This window comes from Streptomyces sp. NPDC057543 (assembly GCF_042801895.1).
Lineage (GTDB): Bacteria > Actinomycetota > Actinomycetes > Streptomycetales > Streptomycetaceae > Streptomyces.
The window spans coordinates 1-17,198 of the sequence record NZ_JBHVFF010000185.1 but is presented as its reverse complement, the minus strand read 5'-3'; the positions used below and the strand labels follow the sequence as shown (position 1 = coordinate 17,198).

At 70.2% G+C, this 17,198-nt stretch carries 10 protein-coding genes and 1 pseudogene; 5 read left to right on the top strand and 6 right to left on the bottom strand.

Annotated elements, in window-relative coordinates:
* Nucleotides 1–63 precede the first annotated feature (63 nt).
* The 3 genes from ACFU8Q_RS26945 to ACFU8Q_RS26935 form a co-directional block, all read right to left on the bottom strand.
* Nucleotides 64–1,272 (bottom strand): branched-chain amino acid ABC transporter substrate-binding protein, encoded by a 1,209-nt coding sequence (locus tag ACFU8Q_RS26945; RefSeq protein ID WP_384458296.1) that lies wholly within the window; start codon nt 1,270–1,272, stop codon nt 64–66.
* Between the two features lie 648 nt (nt 1,273–1,920).
* On the bottom strand, nt 1,921–2,391 hold the full coding sequence (locus tag ACFU8Q_RS26940; RefSeq protein ID WP_384458292.1) for a PaaI family thioesterase: 471 nt from the start codon (nt 2,389–2,391) through the stop codon (nt 1,921–1,923).
* Nucleotides 2,392–2,493: 102 nt separating this feature from the next.
* Nucleotides 2,494–4,785, bottom strand: a complete 2,292-nt coding sequence (locus ACFU8Q_RS26935) for an FdhF/YdeP family oxidoreductase (RefSeq protein WP_384458290.1) — start codon at nt 4,783–4,785, stop codon at nt 2,494–2,496.
* A gap of 163 nt (nt 4,786–4,948) precedes the next feature.
* Here ACFU8Q_RS26935 and polA point away from each other — a divergent pair, with 163 nt between their 5' ends.
* Nucleotides 4,949–7,660: a DNA polymerase I gene (polA, locus tag ACFU8Q_RS26930; protein WP_384458289.1), complete on the top strand. Its 2,712-nt coding sequence runs from the start codon at nt 4,949–4,951 to the stop codon at nt 7,658–7,660.
* Nucleotides 7,661–7,734: 74 nt separating this feature from the next.
* On the opposite strand, the pseudogene ACFU8Q_RS26925 reads toward polA, so the two are convergent.
* Nucleotides 7,735–8,570, bottom strand: a pseudogene (locus ACFU8Q_RS26925) (DUF4184 family protein).
* Between the two features lie 185 nt (nt 8,571–8,755).
* On the opposite strand from ACFU8Q_RS26925, the gene ACFU8Q_RS26920 reads away from it, so the two are divergent.
* The 3 genes from ACFU8Q_RS26920 (at nt 8,756) to ACFU8Q_RS26910 (ending at nt 11,813) form a co-directional block, all read left to right on the top strand.
* Nucleotides 8,756–10,459, top strand: coding sequence for a lytic transglycosylase domain-containing protein (locus ACFU8Q_RS26920; RefSeq protein ID WP_384458287.1), 1,704 nt, complete (start codon nt 8,756–8,758; stop codon nt 10,457–10,459).
* A gap of 162 nt (nt 10,460–10,621) precedes the next feature.
* On the top strand, nt 10,622–10,762 hold the full coding sequence (locus ACFU8Q_RS26915; RefSeq protein ID WP_266745573.1) for an SPW_0924 family protein: 141 nt from the start codon (nt 10,622–10,624) through the stop codon (nt 10,760–10,762).
* Between the two features lie 40 nt (nt 10,763–10,802).
* The gene (locus ACFU8Q_RS26910) at nt 10,803–11,813 is read left to right on the top strand and encodes a DUF3068 domain-containing protein (RefSeq protein WP_384458285.1); all 1,011 of its coding nucleotides are present in this window, start codon (nt 10,803–10,805) and stop codon (nt 11,811–11,813) included.
* Between the two features lie 24 nt (nt 11,814–11,837).
* Here the strand turns inward: ACFU8Q_RS26910 and hrpB are convergent, their stop codons facing one another.
* Nucleotides 11,838–14,336, bottom strand: coding sequence for an ATP-dependent helicase HrpB (gene hrpB / locus ACFU8Q_RS26905; protein WP_384458294.1), 2,499 nt, complete (start codon nt 14,334–14,336; stop codon nt 11,838–11,840).
* Between the two features lie 79 nt (nt 14,337–14,415).
* A complete protein-coding gene (locus ACFU8Q_RS26900) occupies nt 14,416–15,228 on the bottom strand; it encodes a class I SAM-dependent methyltransferase (protein WP_384458283.1) in 813 nt (270 codons plus the stop codon).
* A 399-nt stretch (nt 15,229–15,627) separates the two neighbouring features.
* Here ACFU8Q_RS26900 and rpsA point away from each other — a divergent pair, with 399 nt between their 5' ends.
* A complete protein-coding gene (gene rpsA, locus ACFU8Q_RS26895) occupies nt 15,628–17,139 on the top strand; it encodes a 30S ribosomal protein S1 (protein WP_072483117.1) in 1,512 nt (503 codons plus the stop codon).
* Nucleotides 17,140–17,198: the final 59 nt, after the last annotated feature.

Here is a 17,198-nt window from a genome sequence, read left to right as displayed (position 1 = left end):
CTGGTAGCGCTCCCGCGCGGTCTGGGTGTCAGTTCAGTGCGTGCCCGGGAGGGCCTGCGGGGGTCAGGGCTTGTAGGCCTCGCTGAGCTTGGAGGTCCACTTGCCGCCGTCGACCTGGTAGGCGGTCATCATGGTGTTGGTGGTGTCGCCGTATTCGTCGAAGGAGACGGGGCCGGTGACGCCGTCGAACTTGACCTTGCTCATGGCTTCGAGGACCTTGACGCGGGCGTTGTCGGGGAGCTTGCCGTTGTTTTCGGCGACGGCGAGCTTGACGGCCTCGATGATCGACCAGGTGGCGTCGTAGGTGCCGCCGCCGTAGGCCTCGTAGGCGTCCTTGTATCCGGCCGCCTTGTAGTCCGCGATGAACTTCTTGGCGGAGTCGAGTTCCTCGACGGGCTTGCCGACGGAGGTGGCGATGTCGCCCTGGGCCTTCTTGTTGAGCTTGATGAAGTCGGCGCTGTACATGCCGTCGCCGCCCATGAGGGGGATCTGGACGCTGTCCTTGAGCTGCTGGCTCAGGGGTGCGCCGGCGGGGTACTCGCCGCCGTAGTAGACGGCCTTGGCGCCGGACTTCTTGACCTTGGTGACGACGGCGTTGAAGTCGCGGTCGTCGGGGTTGACGTGGTCGCTGCCGGTGATCTTGCCGCCGAGGGCGGTGAAGGTCGCCTTGAAGGAGGCGGCGAGACCGGCGCCGTAGGGCTTCTGGTCGTCGATGAGGTAGACCTGCTTGATCTTCGCGTTGTTGAAGAGGTACTTCGCTGCGAAGGCGCCCTGGATCTGGTCCGTGGTGGCGGTGCGGAAGTAGGTCTTGTAGGGGCGCTTCTTGTCGCCGGTCTTCCAGTTCTCGCCCTGGGTGAGTTCGGTGCCCGTGTTGGCGGGGGAGACCTGGGTGAGGGAGGCGTCGTTGAGCGGCTTCTGCATCGACTGGGAGACGCCGGAGTTCAGCGGGCCGACGACGCCGACGACGGTGTCGTCGTCGATGAACTTCTGGGCGTTCTGCTGGCCGACGGAGGGCTGTGCCTGGTCGTCGAGCGGCTTGACCTCGAACTTGATGCCGGGGACGGTCTTTTCCTTGTTCGCCGTCTTGGCGGCGAGGTCCGCGGAGTTCTTGATGCCGAGGCCGAGGGCGGACAGGTCGCCCGTGATGGGCGCGTCGACGCCGATGACGACGGTCTGGGTGTCGCCGCTGCTGCTGTTCTTGCTGTCGTCGCGCGACCCGCAGGCGGTGAGTGTCAGTGCTCCTGTGGTGAGCACTGTGGTGAGGATGAGCAAAGAACGGTGTCGCACGAAAGGTCCTTTCCCTGGCGCGGCCTCCTCTGCTTGAGGTGCCGTGTCGTTCGCCGGGCCGTACTGGTTGGTACAGGGCCGTGCTGCAGACGCGCCCGGCGGCGCGGTGACTGGCGGTGACTCTAGGCGCAGGTGTGGGGGTCCGGGATGGGTCCGCCGCAGGATGTGACTGTCTTGTTATGCCTTTGAGCAAGGCTTGAGGTGGCTGTGCTGACATGTACGGCTTTTTGCCGGTCGGGTGGAGTGACCGCATGGTGAGAACGCGCAGCTCTGCTAAGGGGCTTGGGTGGATCTTGCTGCTGTCGCGCGGTGGCGGCGGGGATGGGGGTGTGCGGGCGCGACGAGGTGCCCGGCGGCGGTGGGGCCGGGGTCGGGGTGCTGCGTGGAGCTGTTTGCGCCTGGCGCGTTTGTTACGCAGTGTTACATCCGGGTCGGTGTGGTCGACGCGGTGTGGTGTGCGGGGAGTGCCGAGTGGGCCATACAAGGGAGTGCGCGGTCAAGGGTGTTGGCCGTTTCGGTTGCTCAACTGTGTTGTTTCTGTTGGTGGTTGTGGGAGGGAATGGCGCTGCCCGGCCGGATTGTGGTCCGGCCGGGCAGTGGTTCGGTGTGTGTGGTGCGGGGTGTTTCGGTCGGTCAGGCGGCGTCGGGCCGGGGCGCGTCGCGGAGCATGCAGGTGAGCCGGGCGGTGCAGACCCGCTTGTCGTGCTCGTCGGTGATGGCGATCTCGTAGGTGGCGGTGGAACGGCCGCGGTGCACGGGGGTGGCGACACCGGTGACGAGGCCGCTTCGTACCCCTCGGTGATGGGTGCAGTTCAGGTCGACGCCGACGGCGAGCTTGGTGGCGCCACCGTGGAGCATGGAGCCGATCGAGCCGAGAGTCTCGGCGAGGACGGCGGAGGCGCCGCCGTGGAGCAGTCCGTAGGGCTGGGTGTTTCCTTCGACGGGCATGGTGCCGACGACGCGGTCCGCGGAGGCTTCGACGATCGTGACGCCCATGCGCTCGCCGAGGTGGCCGGCGGAGAAGAGGGCGGGCAGGTCGACGCCGAGTGCGGCGTACTCGTCGATGATCTCCTGGGGGAACTTGGGTGTGGTGTGCTCGCCCATGGGGTCCGGCTCCGATCGTCTGCGGTGGTTCACAGTCCTGTTGCTGTATGCATCGTTCATATCAGACGACTGAGCGAACGCTTAGTGGGTTGTGGGTGCGGATCATTCCTGGCCGGCCCGCTCCTGGACGTTGTCGAAGCGCACGACGACGGACTTGCTGGCGGGGGTGTTGCTGGTGTCGGCCGTGGAGTCGAGGGGGACCAGCACGTTGGTCTCCGGGTAGTAGGCGGCGGCGCAGCCCCGGGCCGTCGGGTAGTGCACGACGCGGAAGCCGGGGGCACGGCGTTCCACGCCGTCCTTCCACTCGCCGACCAGGTCGGCGTACGCGCCGTCGGCCAGGCCGAGTGCGCGGGCGTCTTCGGGGTTGACCAGGACGATGCGGCGGCCGTCCTTGATGCCGCGGTAGCGGTCGTCGAGGCCGTAGATCGTGGTGTTGTACTGGTCGTGCGAGCGCAGGGTCTGCAACAGCAGCCTGCCTTCGGGGAGTTCGGGGTATTCGACGGGTGCGGCGGTGAAGTTGGCCCTGCCGGTCGTGGTGGGGAAGCGGCGTTCGTCGCGGGGGCCGTGGGGGAGGGTGAAGCCGCCGGGCCGGGCGACGCGGGCGTTGAAGTTCTCGAAGCCGGGGACGACGCGGGAGATGCGGTCGCGGATCGTCGCGTAGTCCTTCTCGAATTCCTCCCAGGGGGTGGTCGATCCGGGGCCGAGGACGGCGCGGGCGAGGCGGGCGACGATGGCGGGCTCGGAGAGCAGATGGGGGCCGGCCGGGGTGAGGTTGCCGCGCGAGGCGTGGACCATGCTCATGGAGTCCTCGACGGTGACGAACTGCTTGCCGCTCGCCTGGACGTCCTTGTCGGTACGGCCCAGCGTCGGCAGGATCAGTGCGCGGGTGCCGGTCACGGCGTGCGAGCGGTTGAGCTTGGTGGAGACGTGGACGGTGAGGCGGGCGCGGCGCATCGCGGCCTCGGTGACTTCCGTGTCGGGGGTGGCCGCGACGAAGTTTCCGCCCATGGCGAAGAAGACCTTGGCGTCGCCGTCGCGCAGTGCCTCGATGGAGCGGACGACGTCGTAGCCGTGGTGGCGTGGCGAGGTGATCCCGAATTCCTTGTCGAGGGCGTCGAGGAAGGCGGGGGAGGGCCGCTCGAAGATGCCCATGGTGCGGTCGCCCTGGACATTGGAGTGGCCGCGGACGGGGCAGACTCCCGCGCCGGGGCGGCCGATGTTGCCGCGCAGGAGGAGGAAGTTGACCACTTCGCGGATGGTCGGCACGGAGTGCTTGTGCTGGGTGAGGCCCATGGCCCAGCACACGATGGTGCGCTTCGAGGCGAGGGCCATCGCGAGGGCCTCTTCGACGGCGCCGCGGTCGAGGCCGGTGGCGGCGAGGGTCTGCTCCCAGTCGGCTTCGCGGGCCGCGGCCGCGAACTCCTCGTAGCCGTGGGTGTGTTCCCGTATGAAGGTTTCATCGACGGCGCCCTCGGTCTCCAGGATCATCTTGTTGAGGAGCCGGAAGAGGGCCTGGTCGCCGCCGATACGGATCTGCAGGAAGAGATCGGTGAGTGCGGCGCCCCTGACCATGCCGAGCGGGGTCTGCGGGTTCTTGAACCGCTCCAGGCCGGCCTCGGGCAGCGGATTCACCGAAATGATCTTCGCGCCCGCCGACTTGGCCTTCTCCAGGGCGGAGAGCATCCGGGGGTGGTTCGTGCCGGGATTCTGTCCGGCGACGATGATCAGGTCGGCCTGGTGGAGGTCTTCCAGGGAGACGCTGCCCTTGCCGATGCCGATGGTCTCCATGAGGGCCGAGCCGGAGGACTCGTGGCACATGTTGGAGCAGTCGGGGAGGTTGTTGGTGCCGAATTCGCGGGCGAACAGCTGGAGCAGGAACGCAGCCTCGTTGCTGGTGCGCCCGGAGGTGTAGAACAGGGCCTCGTCGGGGGAGTCGAGTGCGCGCAGCTCCTCGGCGATGATGCCGAAGGCGCGCTCCCAGGTCACCGCCTCGTACCGCTCGGCGCCCTCGGGGAGGTACATGGGCTGGGTGATCCGGCCCTGATGGCCCAGCCAGTACCCGCTGCGCGAGGCGAGGTCGGCGACCGGGTGCGCGGCGAAGAAGTCGGGAGTGACGCGGCGCAGCGTCGCCTCCTCGGCGACGGCCTTGGCACCGTTCTCGCAGAATTCCGCGGTGTGCCGCTTGTCACCCTCGGGCCAGGCGCAGCCGGGGCAGTCGAAGCCGTTCTTCTGGTTGACCTTGAGGAGGGTCTGCGCGGTGCGCCGCAGGCCCATCTGCTGCTGGGCGATGAGCAGGCTGTGGGCCACGGCCGGCAGTCCGGCGGCGGCGTGCTGTGCGGGTTCGACCTGCGGTGCGTCCTGGACCGGGTCACCTGTGGGCGGCTTCGTGGCCATGGTGCGCTCCTCTTCGAGGCGGTGCCGATGCGCATGCGCGCGGTGCGCTTACGCATCGATGCGGTACGTGTTCCTCGCGCGATCCTGCCACGCGGCCCCGGCGGAGTGTCCGGGGAGTCATGTGCGGTCGGGATTGTCAGTGGTCCGTGGCAGGATCGGGGGCGTGGCTGAGACGGCATCGAAGAAGACGGCAGACAACCGACCGCGCCTGCTCCTGATGGACGGGCACTCCCTGGCGTACCGGGCGTTCTTTGCGCTGCCTGCGGAGAATTTCACGACAGGGTCGGGACAGCCGACGAACGCGGTGTACGGCTTCGCCTCGATGCTGGCGAACACACTGCGTGACGAGGCGCCGACGCATTTTGCCGTGGCGTTCGACGTCTCGCGCAAGACCTGGCGCTCGGAGGAGTTCCCGGAGTACAAGGCGAACCGCTCGAAGACCCCTGACGAGTTCAAGGGCCAGGTGGAGCTGATCGGCGAGCTGCTCGACGCGATGCACGCCGACCGTTTCGCGATCGACGGTTTCGAGGCGGACGACGTCATCGCCACGCTGGCCACGCAGGCCGAGGCGGCCGGGTTCGAGGTGTTGATCGTCACCGGTGACCGGGATTCGTTCCAGCTGATCACGGACGACGTCACGGTGCTGTACCCGACGAAGGGCGTCTCGGAGCTGACGCGCTTCACCCCGGCGAAGGTCGAGGAGAAGTACGGGCTCACGCCGCGGCAGTACCCGGACTTCGCGGCGCTGCGCGGTGACCCGTCGGACAACCTTCCGGGCATCCCCGGCGTCGGTGAGAAGACCGCCGCGAAGTGGATCAACCAGTTCGGTTCGTTCGACGAGCTGGTGGAGCGCGCCGAGGAGGTCAAGGGCAAGGCCGGTCAGAATTTCCGGGACCACCTGGACGCGGTGCGGCTGAACCGCAGGCTGACCGAGATGGTCCGCGACGTGGAGCTGCCGAAGACCCCGCAGGACCTGGAGCGCGCGCCGTACGACCGCACCGCGGTGACCGGTGTGCTCGACGTCCTGGAGATCCGTAACCCGAGCCTGCGCGAGCGGCTGCTGGCTGTCGACCCGGGCGCGGCCGAGCACGAGACCCCGGCGCCCGCCGCGGGCATCGAGCTGGACGGCGCGGTGCTGGGCGCGGGCGAGCTGGCGCCCTGGCTCGCCGAGCACGGCGGGCAGCCGCTCGGCGTCGCCACCGTCGACACGTGGGCGCTGGGCTCCGGCACGGTCACCGAGATCGCGCTCGCCGCGGCCGACGGGGCGGCGGCCTGGTTCGACCCCGCGGAGCTCGACGAGGGCGACGAGCAGGCGTTCGCCGCCTGGATCGCCGACGCGGAGCGGCCGAAGGTCATGCACAACGCGAAGAGCGCCATGCGGGTCTTCCCGGAGCACGGCTGGCAGGTCGACGGCGTCACGATGGACACCGCGCTGGCCGCGTATCTGGTCAAGCCCGGCCGTCGTTCCTTCGCGCTGGACGCACTGGCGGTGGAGTACCTGGGCCGGGAGCTGGCCCCCGCGGCGGCGTCCGACGGGCAGTTGGCCTTCGGCGCGGACGACCAGGCCGAGGCCGACGCCCTGATGACGCAGGCCCGCGCGGTCCTGGACCTGGGGGAGGCCTTCACCACCCGGCTCGCCGAGGTCGGCGCGGCCGAGCTGCTGCATGACATGGAGCTGCCGACGTCCGTCCTGCTGGCCCGTCTGGAGCGGCACGGCATCGCCGCGGACCGGGCTCATCTGGAGGGCATGGAGCAGCAGTTCGCCGGTGCGGTGCAGCAGGCGGTGAAGGAGGCGCACGCCGCGGTCGGCCGCGAGTTCAACCTCGGTTCGCCCAAGCAGCTCCAGGAAGTCCTCTTCGGCGAGCTGGGCCTGCCCAAGACGAAGAAGACGAAGACCGGATACACGACGGACGCCGACGCCCTGGCCTGGCTCGCCGCCCAGACCGAGCACGAGCTGCCGGTCATCATGCTGCGCCACCGCGAACAGGCGAAGCTGCGGGTCACCGTCGAGGGCCTGATCAAGACGATCGCGGCCGACGGCCGTATTCACACCACGTTCAATCAGACGGTGGCGGCGACCGGCCGGCTCTCCTCCACCGACCCCAACCTGCAGAACATCCCGGTCCGTACGGACGAGGGCCGGGCCATCCGCCGGGGCTTCGTCGTCGGCGAAGGCTTCGAAACGCTGATGACGGCCGACTACAGCCAGATCGAACTGCGGGTGATGGCCCACCTCTCCGAGGACGCCGGCCTCATCGAGGCGTTCACCTCCGGCGAGGACCTGCACACGACGGTCGCCTCGCAGGTCTTCGGCGTCGACAAGTCGGCCGTCGATCCGGAGATGCGCCGCAAGATCAAGGCCATGAGCTACGGACTCGCGTACGGGCTCTCCGCGTTCGGCCTCTCCCAGCAGCTGAGCATCGAGGCGGGCGAGGCGCGCGGCCTGATGGACACCTACTTCGAGCGGTTCGGCGGAGTGCGTGACTATCTGCACCGCGTGGTGGAGGAGGCCAGGGCCACCGGTTACACGGAGACGGTCTTCGGTCGCCGCCGCTACCTGCCCGACCTCAACAGCGACAACCGCCAGCGCCGCGAGATGGCCGAGCGAATGGCGCTCAACGCACCGATCCAGGGCACGGCGGCGGACATCGTCAAGGTCGCCATGCTCCATGTCGACCGGGCGCTGACCGAGGCGAAGCTGAAGTCCCGGATGCTGCTCCAGGTCCACGACGAAATCGTGCTGGAGATCGCCGAGGGCGAGCGCGCGCAGGTGGAGGAGATCCTCCGCCACGAGATGTCCACGGCCGTGCAGTTGCGCGCCCCGCTCGATGTCTCGGTCGGTGTCGGCACGGACTGGGAGTCCGCGGCGCACTGACACAGCGCGGAGACACGGCGCACTGACGCGGCGGCGCCGGACGGGCCCGGGGGTTTTCGGAGACTTCCGGAGAATCAGGCCCGTCCGGCGACCGAGGGCACGGACGCACGCGGTCGCCGCAGCCGCATCCACGCCCCGTACAGCACCAGGCCCACCGCCGCTCCCGCCCCGGCGCCGAAGCAGGCGGTCGGGATGATGTCCAGCGGGGTGTCGATGTGCCCGACGTACGCGTACCAGCGTGCGCACCGGTGTACGACGCCGAGCAGTACGCAGACGCTCAGCAGCGCCCCGCCGACCACCGCCCCCGACGGCTCAGCACGGGCACGGACGCCGGGGCCGGGCACGCCCCCGTCCGCCGCAGCCCCGACGCCGTGAACCAGGCGAGCACAGCCAGTGCCACGGCCGAACTGCCGTACTGCACCAGCTGGAACACGGGATGTCCCCCCACGCTCCCGTCGAGCACCGGCACCAGCCGCACACCCCACCGGTCGTGATGGGTGAAGGCGTCCCAGACGACATGGGTGGCGGACCCGATGACCGCCGACAGCGCGAACCACCCACCGTCCCGGACACTCCACTCCCCCCGCCCGGCTGCGCGCCGGCCCCGTACGAACGTGTGCACCCGCCCCTGCCAGGCCCCCGGCAGCAGTGCCACCAACGGTTCGCGCAGCAGCAGCCACAGCGCCACCACAACCCCGGTGATCAGCACATCGACCGTGCACACGCCCCACACAGAATGGGTGACCTGCCCGAACTCCATGGCTCCCGGGATCGCGGTATCCGCGTAGTACGTCATGTCGGGCGCGAACGAGCCCGCGACGAGGGCCGAGGCGAGAAGCGGACCGCGCGCCGTTCCGTTGCGCCGCATCCCGGGGAGCACGGCGGCGGCATGACTGAGGGTGAACGGCATGGCGGCAAGTATGCGCGAGCCGCCGTCGCCCACCCGACGACAGCCGTACAACTTGCTGTCGGGAACGTGAAAATCAGGTGGGAACCGGTAAGTGCACGGTGTTCCGGCGGCACAAGTTGCCGTAGGGTCGCCTGAGTCCAGGCGCTGGGGAGCGCGGACAGCCGTCGAAGGGGAGGGGCCAAGGTATGGCAGCGCAGTTCGGTCGCCGGCTTCGCAAGGGGGCGACCACCACCGCTGTGGCCGCCGTCGCTGTGGCGGCACTCTCCGCCTCCGGGGCCCCCGGCGCACCGCTGGTCGGCGGCAGCGGCGACCCGCAGTCCGCCGGAACGACACCTCCACCCGACGACGGCGCGGCCACCGGCAACTCGCCGTACTACACGGAACTGCCCCCGCTGAACACGCCCAACAAGCCGGGCACGTCCACGAATCTGCCCGTCACCGGCAGTGCGGAATCCGGAATACCGGCTTCGATCCTGGCCGCGTACAAGAAGGCCGAGCAGAGTCTCGCGAGCAGCGACGCCGCCTGCCGGTTGCCGTGGCAGCTGCTCGCCGCGATCGGCAAGGTCGAGTCCGGCCACGCGCGCGGCGGCCGGGTCGACGCGAACGGCACCACGTTCTCCCCGATCCTCGGCCCGGTCCTCGACGGCCGGGGCTTCGCCCTGATCAAGGACACCGACAACGGGGCGTACGACGGGGACGCGACGCACGACCGCGCCGTCGGCCCGATGCAGTTCATCCCGTCGACCTGGGCGACCTCGGGCCAGGACGGCAACGGCGACGGCCGCAAGGACCCCAACAACATCTACGACGCGGCGCTCGCCGCCGGACACTACCTCTGCGCCGGCTCCCGCGATCTGTCCATCGCCACGGATCTCGACCGGGCGGTCCTGAGCTACAACCACTCGGACGCCTACCTCCGTACGGTCCGCTCCTGGTTCGAGTACTACAAGCGCGGCACCCACGAGATCCCCGACGGCACCGGCGTGATCCCGCCCGGCCTCGGCGGTACGGACGCGAGGCCCGGCAGCCCGAGTCCTTCCCCCTCGCCGTCCGGATCCGTCAAGCCCGGGCCGAAGCCGAGCCCGGCCCCGTCGAAGCCGGGCGGCGGCACCACGACCGGCCCGACCCCCGAACCCACCCCCACCCCCACCCCCACGCCGTCCCAGACCCTCGCGGGCCTGGAGAACGCCGGCACCGGCACGCTGACCACCACCGCGGGCGACGCGTTCGCCGAGCGGATCAAGGTGCGGGCCAGGAACAGCCTCGGCGGCCCGCTCGCCAGGGTGTCCGTGACCTTCACCATCGCCGGTGACACGGACGCCGCCTTCGACGGCGGGAAGAAGGCGGTCACCCTCCTCACCACGGCCGACGGCACAGTCACCGCTCCGGTGCTCAAGGCGGGCGAGAAGACGGGGAAGTTCACGGTGCGGGCCGTCGCCACCGGCCGCTCGGTGCCTGCCGTCACCTACGGCGCGACCGTCACCGCCCGTCGGGCCGACGCGATCGCCAGGACCGACGACAAGGCCCTGACCGCCGCGCCCGGCGCCGAGTTCGCCGACACCGTCGAGGTCAAGGCCACCTACAAGGACGCGGTCGCCGACGGTGTCGCCGTCACCGCCACCATGATCACCGACGCGGCGGAGCCCGCCGAGAACGACAAGGGCCCGTACTTCAAGGACGCGGACGGCAAGACGGTCCGTACCCTCACGAACCTGAGGACCGGCGCCGACGGCACCCTGAAGCTTCCGAAGATCTACGCCGACGACACCGCGGGCACGTACAAGCTGCGCCTCACCACCGAGGGCGGCGCCACGATCGTCATCGAGCTCGAGGTCGTGGCCCCGCCGGCCCCGGAGGCATCGCAGAGCCCGGAGCCCCCCGCCGCCTGATCAGCCCGGCCGCACGTCCCGACAGCCCCTCCGCCACCACCCGGCAGAGGGGCTGTTCCACGTTTTCTCATCCCGCGCCCGGTGTTCTCATCTCGCGTCCGCGTTGCTACGGTGCCCCAACCCTGACGACCCATCAGATCCGTGCTCTCCGGGAGGACCGGCATGCGTGCTCTCGTCGCCGCCGCCATCGGGCTGGCCGCAGCCCTCGCGCTCGTCTTCACCATCAGCGCGATCGGCGCCCCGCCCGGAGAGACCTCGCCCAAACCTCTGCTGACCACCGTCCCGGGCCCCAAGAACCAGTAACCGGAAGAAGCAACAGAAGCTGAGGGAGGGCACCACCACCATGCGCCGCCGAGCCAGCCTCGTACTCCTGGCCTTCGCCGTCTTCTTCGCCGCCATGTCGCCCCTGCTGCGCTGGTACGCCTTCCCCAGGCTCGCGAAGATCCCGCCCAGTCAGTATCAGGAGACGGTGCTGGAGGCGAAGCCCGCCACCCTCCTCGACTACAACGACAACATGAAGGTCAAACGGGTCCCCAAGGTCACCATCGTGCAGACCCTCAAAGGCAACGTGGAGGAGTCCGAGAAGATCGAGCGCAGCGCCGGCCGCGACGTCGTCGTCTGGGACGCCCTCAGCTACGTGGTCGGCCCGGACGGCAAGATGGTCTCCGAGATCCCCGAGCGCTACATCTTCGACGCGCACAGCCAGGCCCCCGTCCACGCCACCGGGGAATCCGTCGACGGCGACCCGGTCAGGCGCGAGGGCATCGAGTTCAAGTGGCCCTTCCTCACCGAGAAGCGCGACTACGAGTACTTCGACGCGCAGGCCCGCACCAGCTCGCCCATTCACTACAAGGGCACCCGAACCTTCCACGGCATGAACGTCTACTACTTCGAGCAGACCATCCCGTGGACCAAGGTTCCGATGCCGAAGAAGATGCCCATCAAGGGCGTCACCCCGGAACAGATCGCCAAGACGGGCATGACCCGCTGGTACACCACCAAGCGGATGTTCTGGGTGGATCCGGTCACCGGAGCGCCCGTCAACGGCGAGGAGATCCACAAGGAGGAACTGCGCAACGCCAAGGCGATGGGCCTGCCCCAGGACACCGTCACCGTGTTCGCCGGGCACGTGAAGATGCGTGCGGACTACGTCGATTCGATCGTCGCCCTGGTCAAGTCCCAGCGCCTGCTGGTCCTGCTGCTCACCTCGTACCTGCCCTGGGGCTTCCTCGCCCTCGGCACGGTCCTGCTCGCACTCGCCCTGTGGCTGGAGGCGCGCTCCCGGCGCCCGGACGGCGAACTGCCCGACGGGGCGACAACCCCCACCCCCGACCCGCAACCCACTCCCGTCTGAGCCACGTCCTCTTCCTACTCCCGCCTACTCCCGCCTGAGCCGCGCCTTCGTGAACCGGGTCGCCTCCACCGTCGTGGGGTCCTCAGGCCACGGATGCTTCGGATACCGGCCGCGCAGCTCCGCCCGCACCGCCCGGTAGCCGTCCTGCCAGAACGACGCCAGATCCGCGGTGACCGCCGCGGGACGGCCGGCAGGGGAGAGGAGATGGACCACGACCGGCACGCCGGCCACCCGCGGAGTCTCCCGCAGACCGAACAACTCCTGGAGCTTCACCGCGAGTACGGGCTGCGCCCCGCCGTACTCCACCCTGATACGGGAGCCGCTCGGCACCTCGATCCGCTCCGGCGCCAGCTCGTCCAGCCGGGCCGCCTCACCGGTCGCCCACGGCAGCAGCCGCCGCAGCGCCTGCCCGGCGTCGATCCGTGACAGATCGGTCCGCCGCCGGGCCCGGGACAGCTCGGGCTCCAGCCACTGCTCGGCACGGTCCAGCAGCGCACCGTCCGACACCTCCGGCCACGGCGCCCCCGCCACCCGGTGCAGAAAAGCGAGCCGCTCCCGCAACTGCTCGCTCTCACGCGTCCAGCGCAGCACCCCGAGCCCCTCGCGGCGCAGCCCGTCGAGCAACGCCCCACGCACCAGCGCGGGCGCCGGCTCCTTCAGTGGGCGCACCGACAGCTCGACGGCACCCAGCCGCTCCACCCGGCGGGCCACCACATCGCCGCCGGACCAGCGGACCTCCTCGCCCGCGAACCGCAGATGCCCGGCGGCGGTCCGCGCCGTACCCTCGTCGACGACGGCGGCGAGCCGCACCCGCGCGGACGCGGCATGGGCGGGCCGGTCGGCGACCGCGACCGCGAGCCACGGCGCGCTGCGCAGCCCCGACCCCTCCCGCAGCTCCGCCCCCGTCCCCGACACCATCAGGAACGCCCCCTCGCCCCGCGCCCGCGCCACCCGCTCCGGGAACGCCAGCGCGGCCACCAGACCGACGGCGGCGTCGTCCGGACCGGGAGCACCACCCACGTCCTCGACCGACGACGACAACCGCCGGACCTCCTGCCGCCAACGCGCCGCATACCCGTCCCCGCCCCGCCGGGCGGTGCGCAGCGCGGCCGCCAGATCGTCCCCGTACTCCCGCGGCGGCTCCTCGCTCAGCAGCGCCACCACCTCGGCCGCCCGCCGCCCACCCACCTCGGCGGCGCCGTCCAGCAGGGCCCGCGCCAGCCGCGGATGCAGGCCCAGCCGGGACATCCGGACACCCCGGTCGGTGACGCGCCCCGCCGCGTCGACCGCGCCGACCGCCGTCAGCACCTCGCGCGCCGCGCCCATCGCGCCCGCGGGCGGCGGATCGAGCAGCGCCAGCCGCGACGCGTCCGGATCGCCCCAGCAGGCCGCCTGCAACGCGAACGCCGCCAGATCCGCGACCTTGATCTCCGGGGACGGGAACCGCGCCAGCCGCCCGTCCTCCGCCTGCTCCCAGCACCGGTACACCGTCCCCGGCGCCTCACGTCCGGCCCGGCCCGCCCGCTGCCTGCCCGCCGCCTGCGAGGCCCGTACGGTCGTCAGCGCGCTCAGCCCCCGCGCGTGATCGGTGCGCGGTTCCCTGGCCAGCCCCGAGTCGACCACGACCCGTACCCCGGGCACCGTCAGGGACGACTCCGCCACCGACGTCGCCAGCACCACGCGCCGCCTGTCGGACGAACCGGCCAGCACCGCGTCCTGGACCGCCGCCGGAGCCCGCCCGTGCACCTGGAGCACCTCGGCGGTCACCCCCGCCAGCTGCCCGGCCACCCGGCCGATCTCGCCGACACCGGGCAGGAAGCACAGCACGTCGCCGTCCCGTTCGGCGAGCGCCCGGCGCACCGTCGCCGCGACATGCGTCAGCAGCACCGGATCGACCCTCATCCCGTGCGGCGGCCGCACCGGTCCGGCAGGCGGCGCCCAGACCACCTCCACCGGGTGCGCAACACCCTGTGCCTCCACCACCGGGGCGTCGCCCAGCAGTCGTGCCCAGCCCGCCGCGTCCGTCGTCGCGGACGCGGCGACCAGCCGCAGATCGGGCCGGATCGCCTCCCGCACATCGAGAAGGAACGCGGCGACCGTGTCCGCGTCCAGATGCCGCTCATGGCATTCGTCGATGATCACCGCATCGACCCCGGCCAGCTCCGGGTCGCGCTGCAGCCGCTGGAGCAGCACCCCGGTGGTCACCACCTCCACCACGGTCTCGTGCCCCACCACCCGCTCCCCGCGGACCGTGAAGCCGATCCGCCTGCCGGGCTGCTCCCCGACGAGCCACGCCATCCGCCGTGCCGCCGCCCGCGCCGCGATCCGCCGCGGCTCGGCGACCACCACCCTGCGCACCGGGCCGCCCCCGGCCAGACCGGCCAGGACCAGCGGTACGAGGGTGGTCTTACCGGTGCCGGGCGGAGCGCACAGCACCGCGACACCGCGGTCGTCCAGCGCCCGCTCCAGGGCGGGCACAGCGGTGCGTACGGGCAACTGGTCCAGGGCGTCGGTACGGATCACGCCCCCAGTCTCGTACGACACGCCCCCGCTTCCGTACCTCGGGACCGCTTCCGTACCCCGGGGACCGCCCCCCCGAGGATCAGTCCCGTACGCAGACGAAGATCGCCGTGCCAGGGATCAGATTCCCGCGCAGCGGGGACCAGCCGCCCCATTCCTGGTGGTTCCAGGCGGGCCACTCCGGCTCGACGAGATCGACGAGCCGGAATCCGCCGGCCACCACGTCCCGCACCCGGTCGCCCAGTGTCCGGTGGTGCTCGACGTAGACCGCGTCGCCCCGCTCGTCCTGCTCGACGTAGGGGGTGCGGTCGAAGTACGAGGCCGCGACCGAGAGCCCCTCGGGCCCCGGCTCGTCCGGGAACGCCCAGCGGACCGGATGCGTCACGGAGAAGACCCAGCGGCCCCCGGGGCGCAGCACCCGGTGCACCTCGCGGAACACCTGCACGGGGTCGGCGACGAACGGCACCGCGCCGTAGGCGGAGCACGCCAGGTCGAAGGAGGCGTCCCGGAACGGCAGCGTCCCGGCGTCCGCCTCCACCAGCGGGACCTCGTCGCCGATCCGCAGGGCGTGCTGCAACTGTCGGTGCGAGAGGTCCAGGGCCACCGGACGGGCTCCCTGGGCGGCGAGCCAACGCGAGCACTGCGCGGCGCCCGCACCGATCTCCAGGATGTCCAGGCCCTTCAGCGACCCGGCGGGGCCGAGCAGAGCGGCCTCGGCCTCGTCGAGCCCCTCCGGACCCCAGACGAAACGGTCGTCGCCGAGAAAGGAGCCGTGGTCGCTCTGGTACTCGTCGGCGTTCCGGTCCCACCAGCCGCGACTGGCCCGGCTGCTCTCGGCCTGCGACGCGCTGCGGCGTGTCGCTTCGGGCTCCGCCGGGTGGATCTCTTGGCTCATCGTGTCCGTCGTTGTAGTTTGCCTTCACCCCGCCGCACGCGGTACGTAACCAGGGGTGTCTGTCCTTACGGCTCCGTGCTCACGCAATTGTCTCCCGGGGCCGACGTGGCCTCGGAGAACACGAATTGTGCCGGAAATGGGCCGTTATGTACCGGGTGTGCACCTTCGCGCATTGACCGTGCCCGGCTGCCCCCGTATGCTACAAGTTGCGCTGCGAGCCTGCGCGCCTCAGACCTAGCAGGCCGCGCTCGCATCTGTTGTATGTCCCCTCGGTTCACGAGGCGCTTCCCGTTCGGCGGGTCCGGTGCTTCCCGAGCTGTCCGGCTTCTGCAGAGGCGATACGGGCTCCCGGCGTAGCAGTACCTACGACTCACTGTCCGTACCGGAGCCCTTTCCCACATGACGAGCAGCACCGAGACCACCGCCACCACCCCGCAGGTAGCGGTCAACGACATCGGTAACGAGGAAGCCTTCCTCGCCGCGATCGACGAGACGATCAAGTACTTCAACGACGGCGACATCGTCGACGGCGTCATCGTGAAGGTCGACCGGGACGAGGTCCTGCTCGACATCGGTTACAAGACCGAAGGCGTCATCCCCTCCCGCGAGCTTTCGATCAAGCACGACGTCGACCCGAACGAGGTCGTCAAGGTCGGCGACGAGATCGAGGCCCTGGTTCTCCAGAAGGAGGACAAGGAAGGCCGCCTCATCCTGTCCAAGAAGCGCGCTCAGTACGAGCGTGCCTGGGGCACGATCGAGAAGATCAAGGAAGAGGACGGCATCGTCACCGGTACCGTCATCGAGGTCGTCAAGGGTGGTCTCATCCTCGACATCGGCCTCCGTGGCTTCCTGCCGGCCTCCCTCGTCGAGATGCGCCGTGTCCGCGACCTCCAGCCCTACGTGGGCAAGGAGCTCGAGGCCAAGATCATCGAGCTGGACAAGAACCGCAACAACGTGGTCCTGTCCCGCCGTGCCTGGCTGGAGCAGACCCAGAGCGAGGTCCGCCAGACCTTCCTCACGACCCTGCAGAAGGGCCAGGTCCGCTCCGGCGTCGTTTCCTCGATCGTCAACTTCGGTGCGTTCGTGGACCTCGGCGGCGTCGACGGTCTCGTGCACGTCTCCGAGCTGTCCTGGAAGCACATCGACCACCCCTCCGAGGTTGTCGAGGTCGGCCAGGAAGTCACCGTCGAGGTTCTCGACGTCGACATGGACCGCGAGCGCGTCTCGCTGTCGCTCAAGGCGACGCAGGAAGACCCGTGGCAGCAGTTCGCCCGTACGCACCAGATCGGGCAGGTCGTTCCCGGTAAGGTCACCAAGCTCGTTCCCTTCGGTGCGTTCGTGCGCGTCGACGAGGGCATCGAGGGTCTGGTCCACATCTCCGAGCTGGCCGAGCGCCACGTGGAGATCCCGGAGCAGGTCGTCCAGGTCAACGACGAGATCTTCGTCAAGGTCATCGACATCGACCTGGAGCGTCGCCGCATCAGCCTCTCGCTGAAGCAGGCCAACGAGTCCTTCGGTGCCGACCCGGCCTCGGTCGAGTTCGACCCGACCCTGTACGGCATGGCCGCGTCCTACGACGACCAGGGCAACTACATCTACCCCGAGGGCTTCGACCCCGAGACCAACGACTGGCTCGAGGGCTACGAGACCCAGCGCGAGGCGTGGGAGACGCAGTACGCCGAGGCGCAGCAGCGCTTCGAGCAGCACCAGGCCCAGGTCATCAAGTCCCGCGAGGCCGACGAGGCCGCTGCTGCCGAGGGCGCTGCCGCCCCGGCCGGTGGCGCCCCGGCTGCCTCCGGCGGCAGCGGTGGCGGCTCGTACTCCTCGGAGTCCGCGGACAACTCCGGCGCCCTGGCGTCGGACGAGGCCCTGGCTGCCCTGCGCGAGAAGCTGGCGGGCGGCCAGAGCTGACGCTCCGTGCCCCCTCCGGTCGTTGATCGACCGCAGTAGCTGAAAAGTGAGGCCCGCTC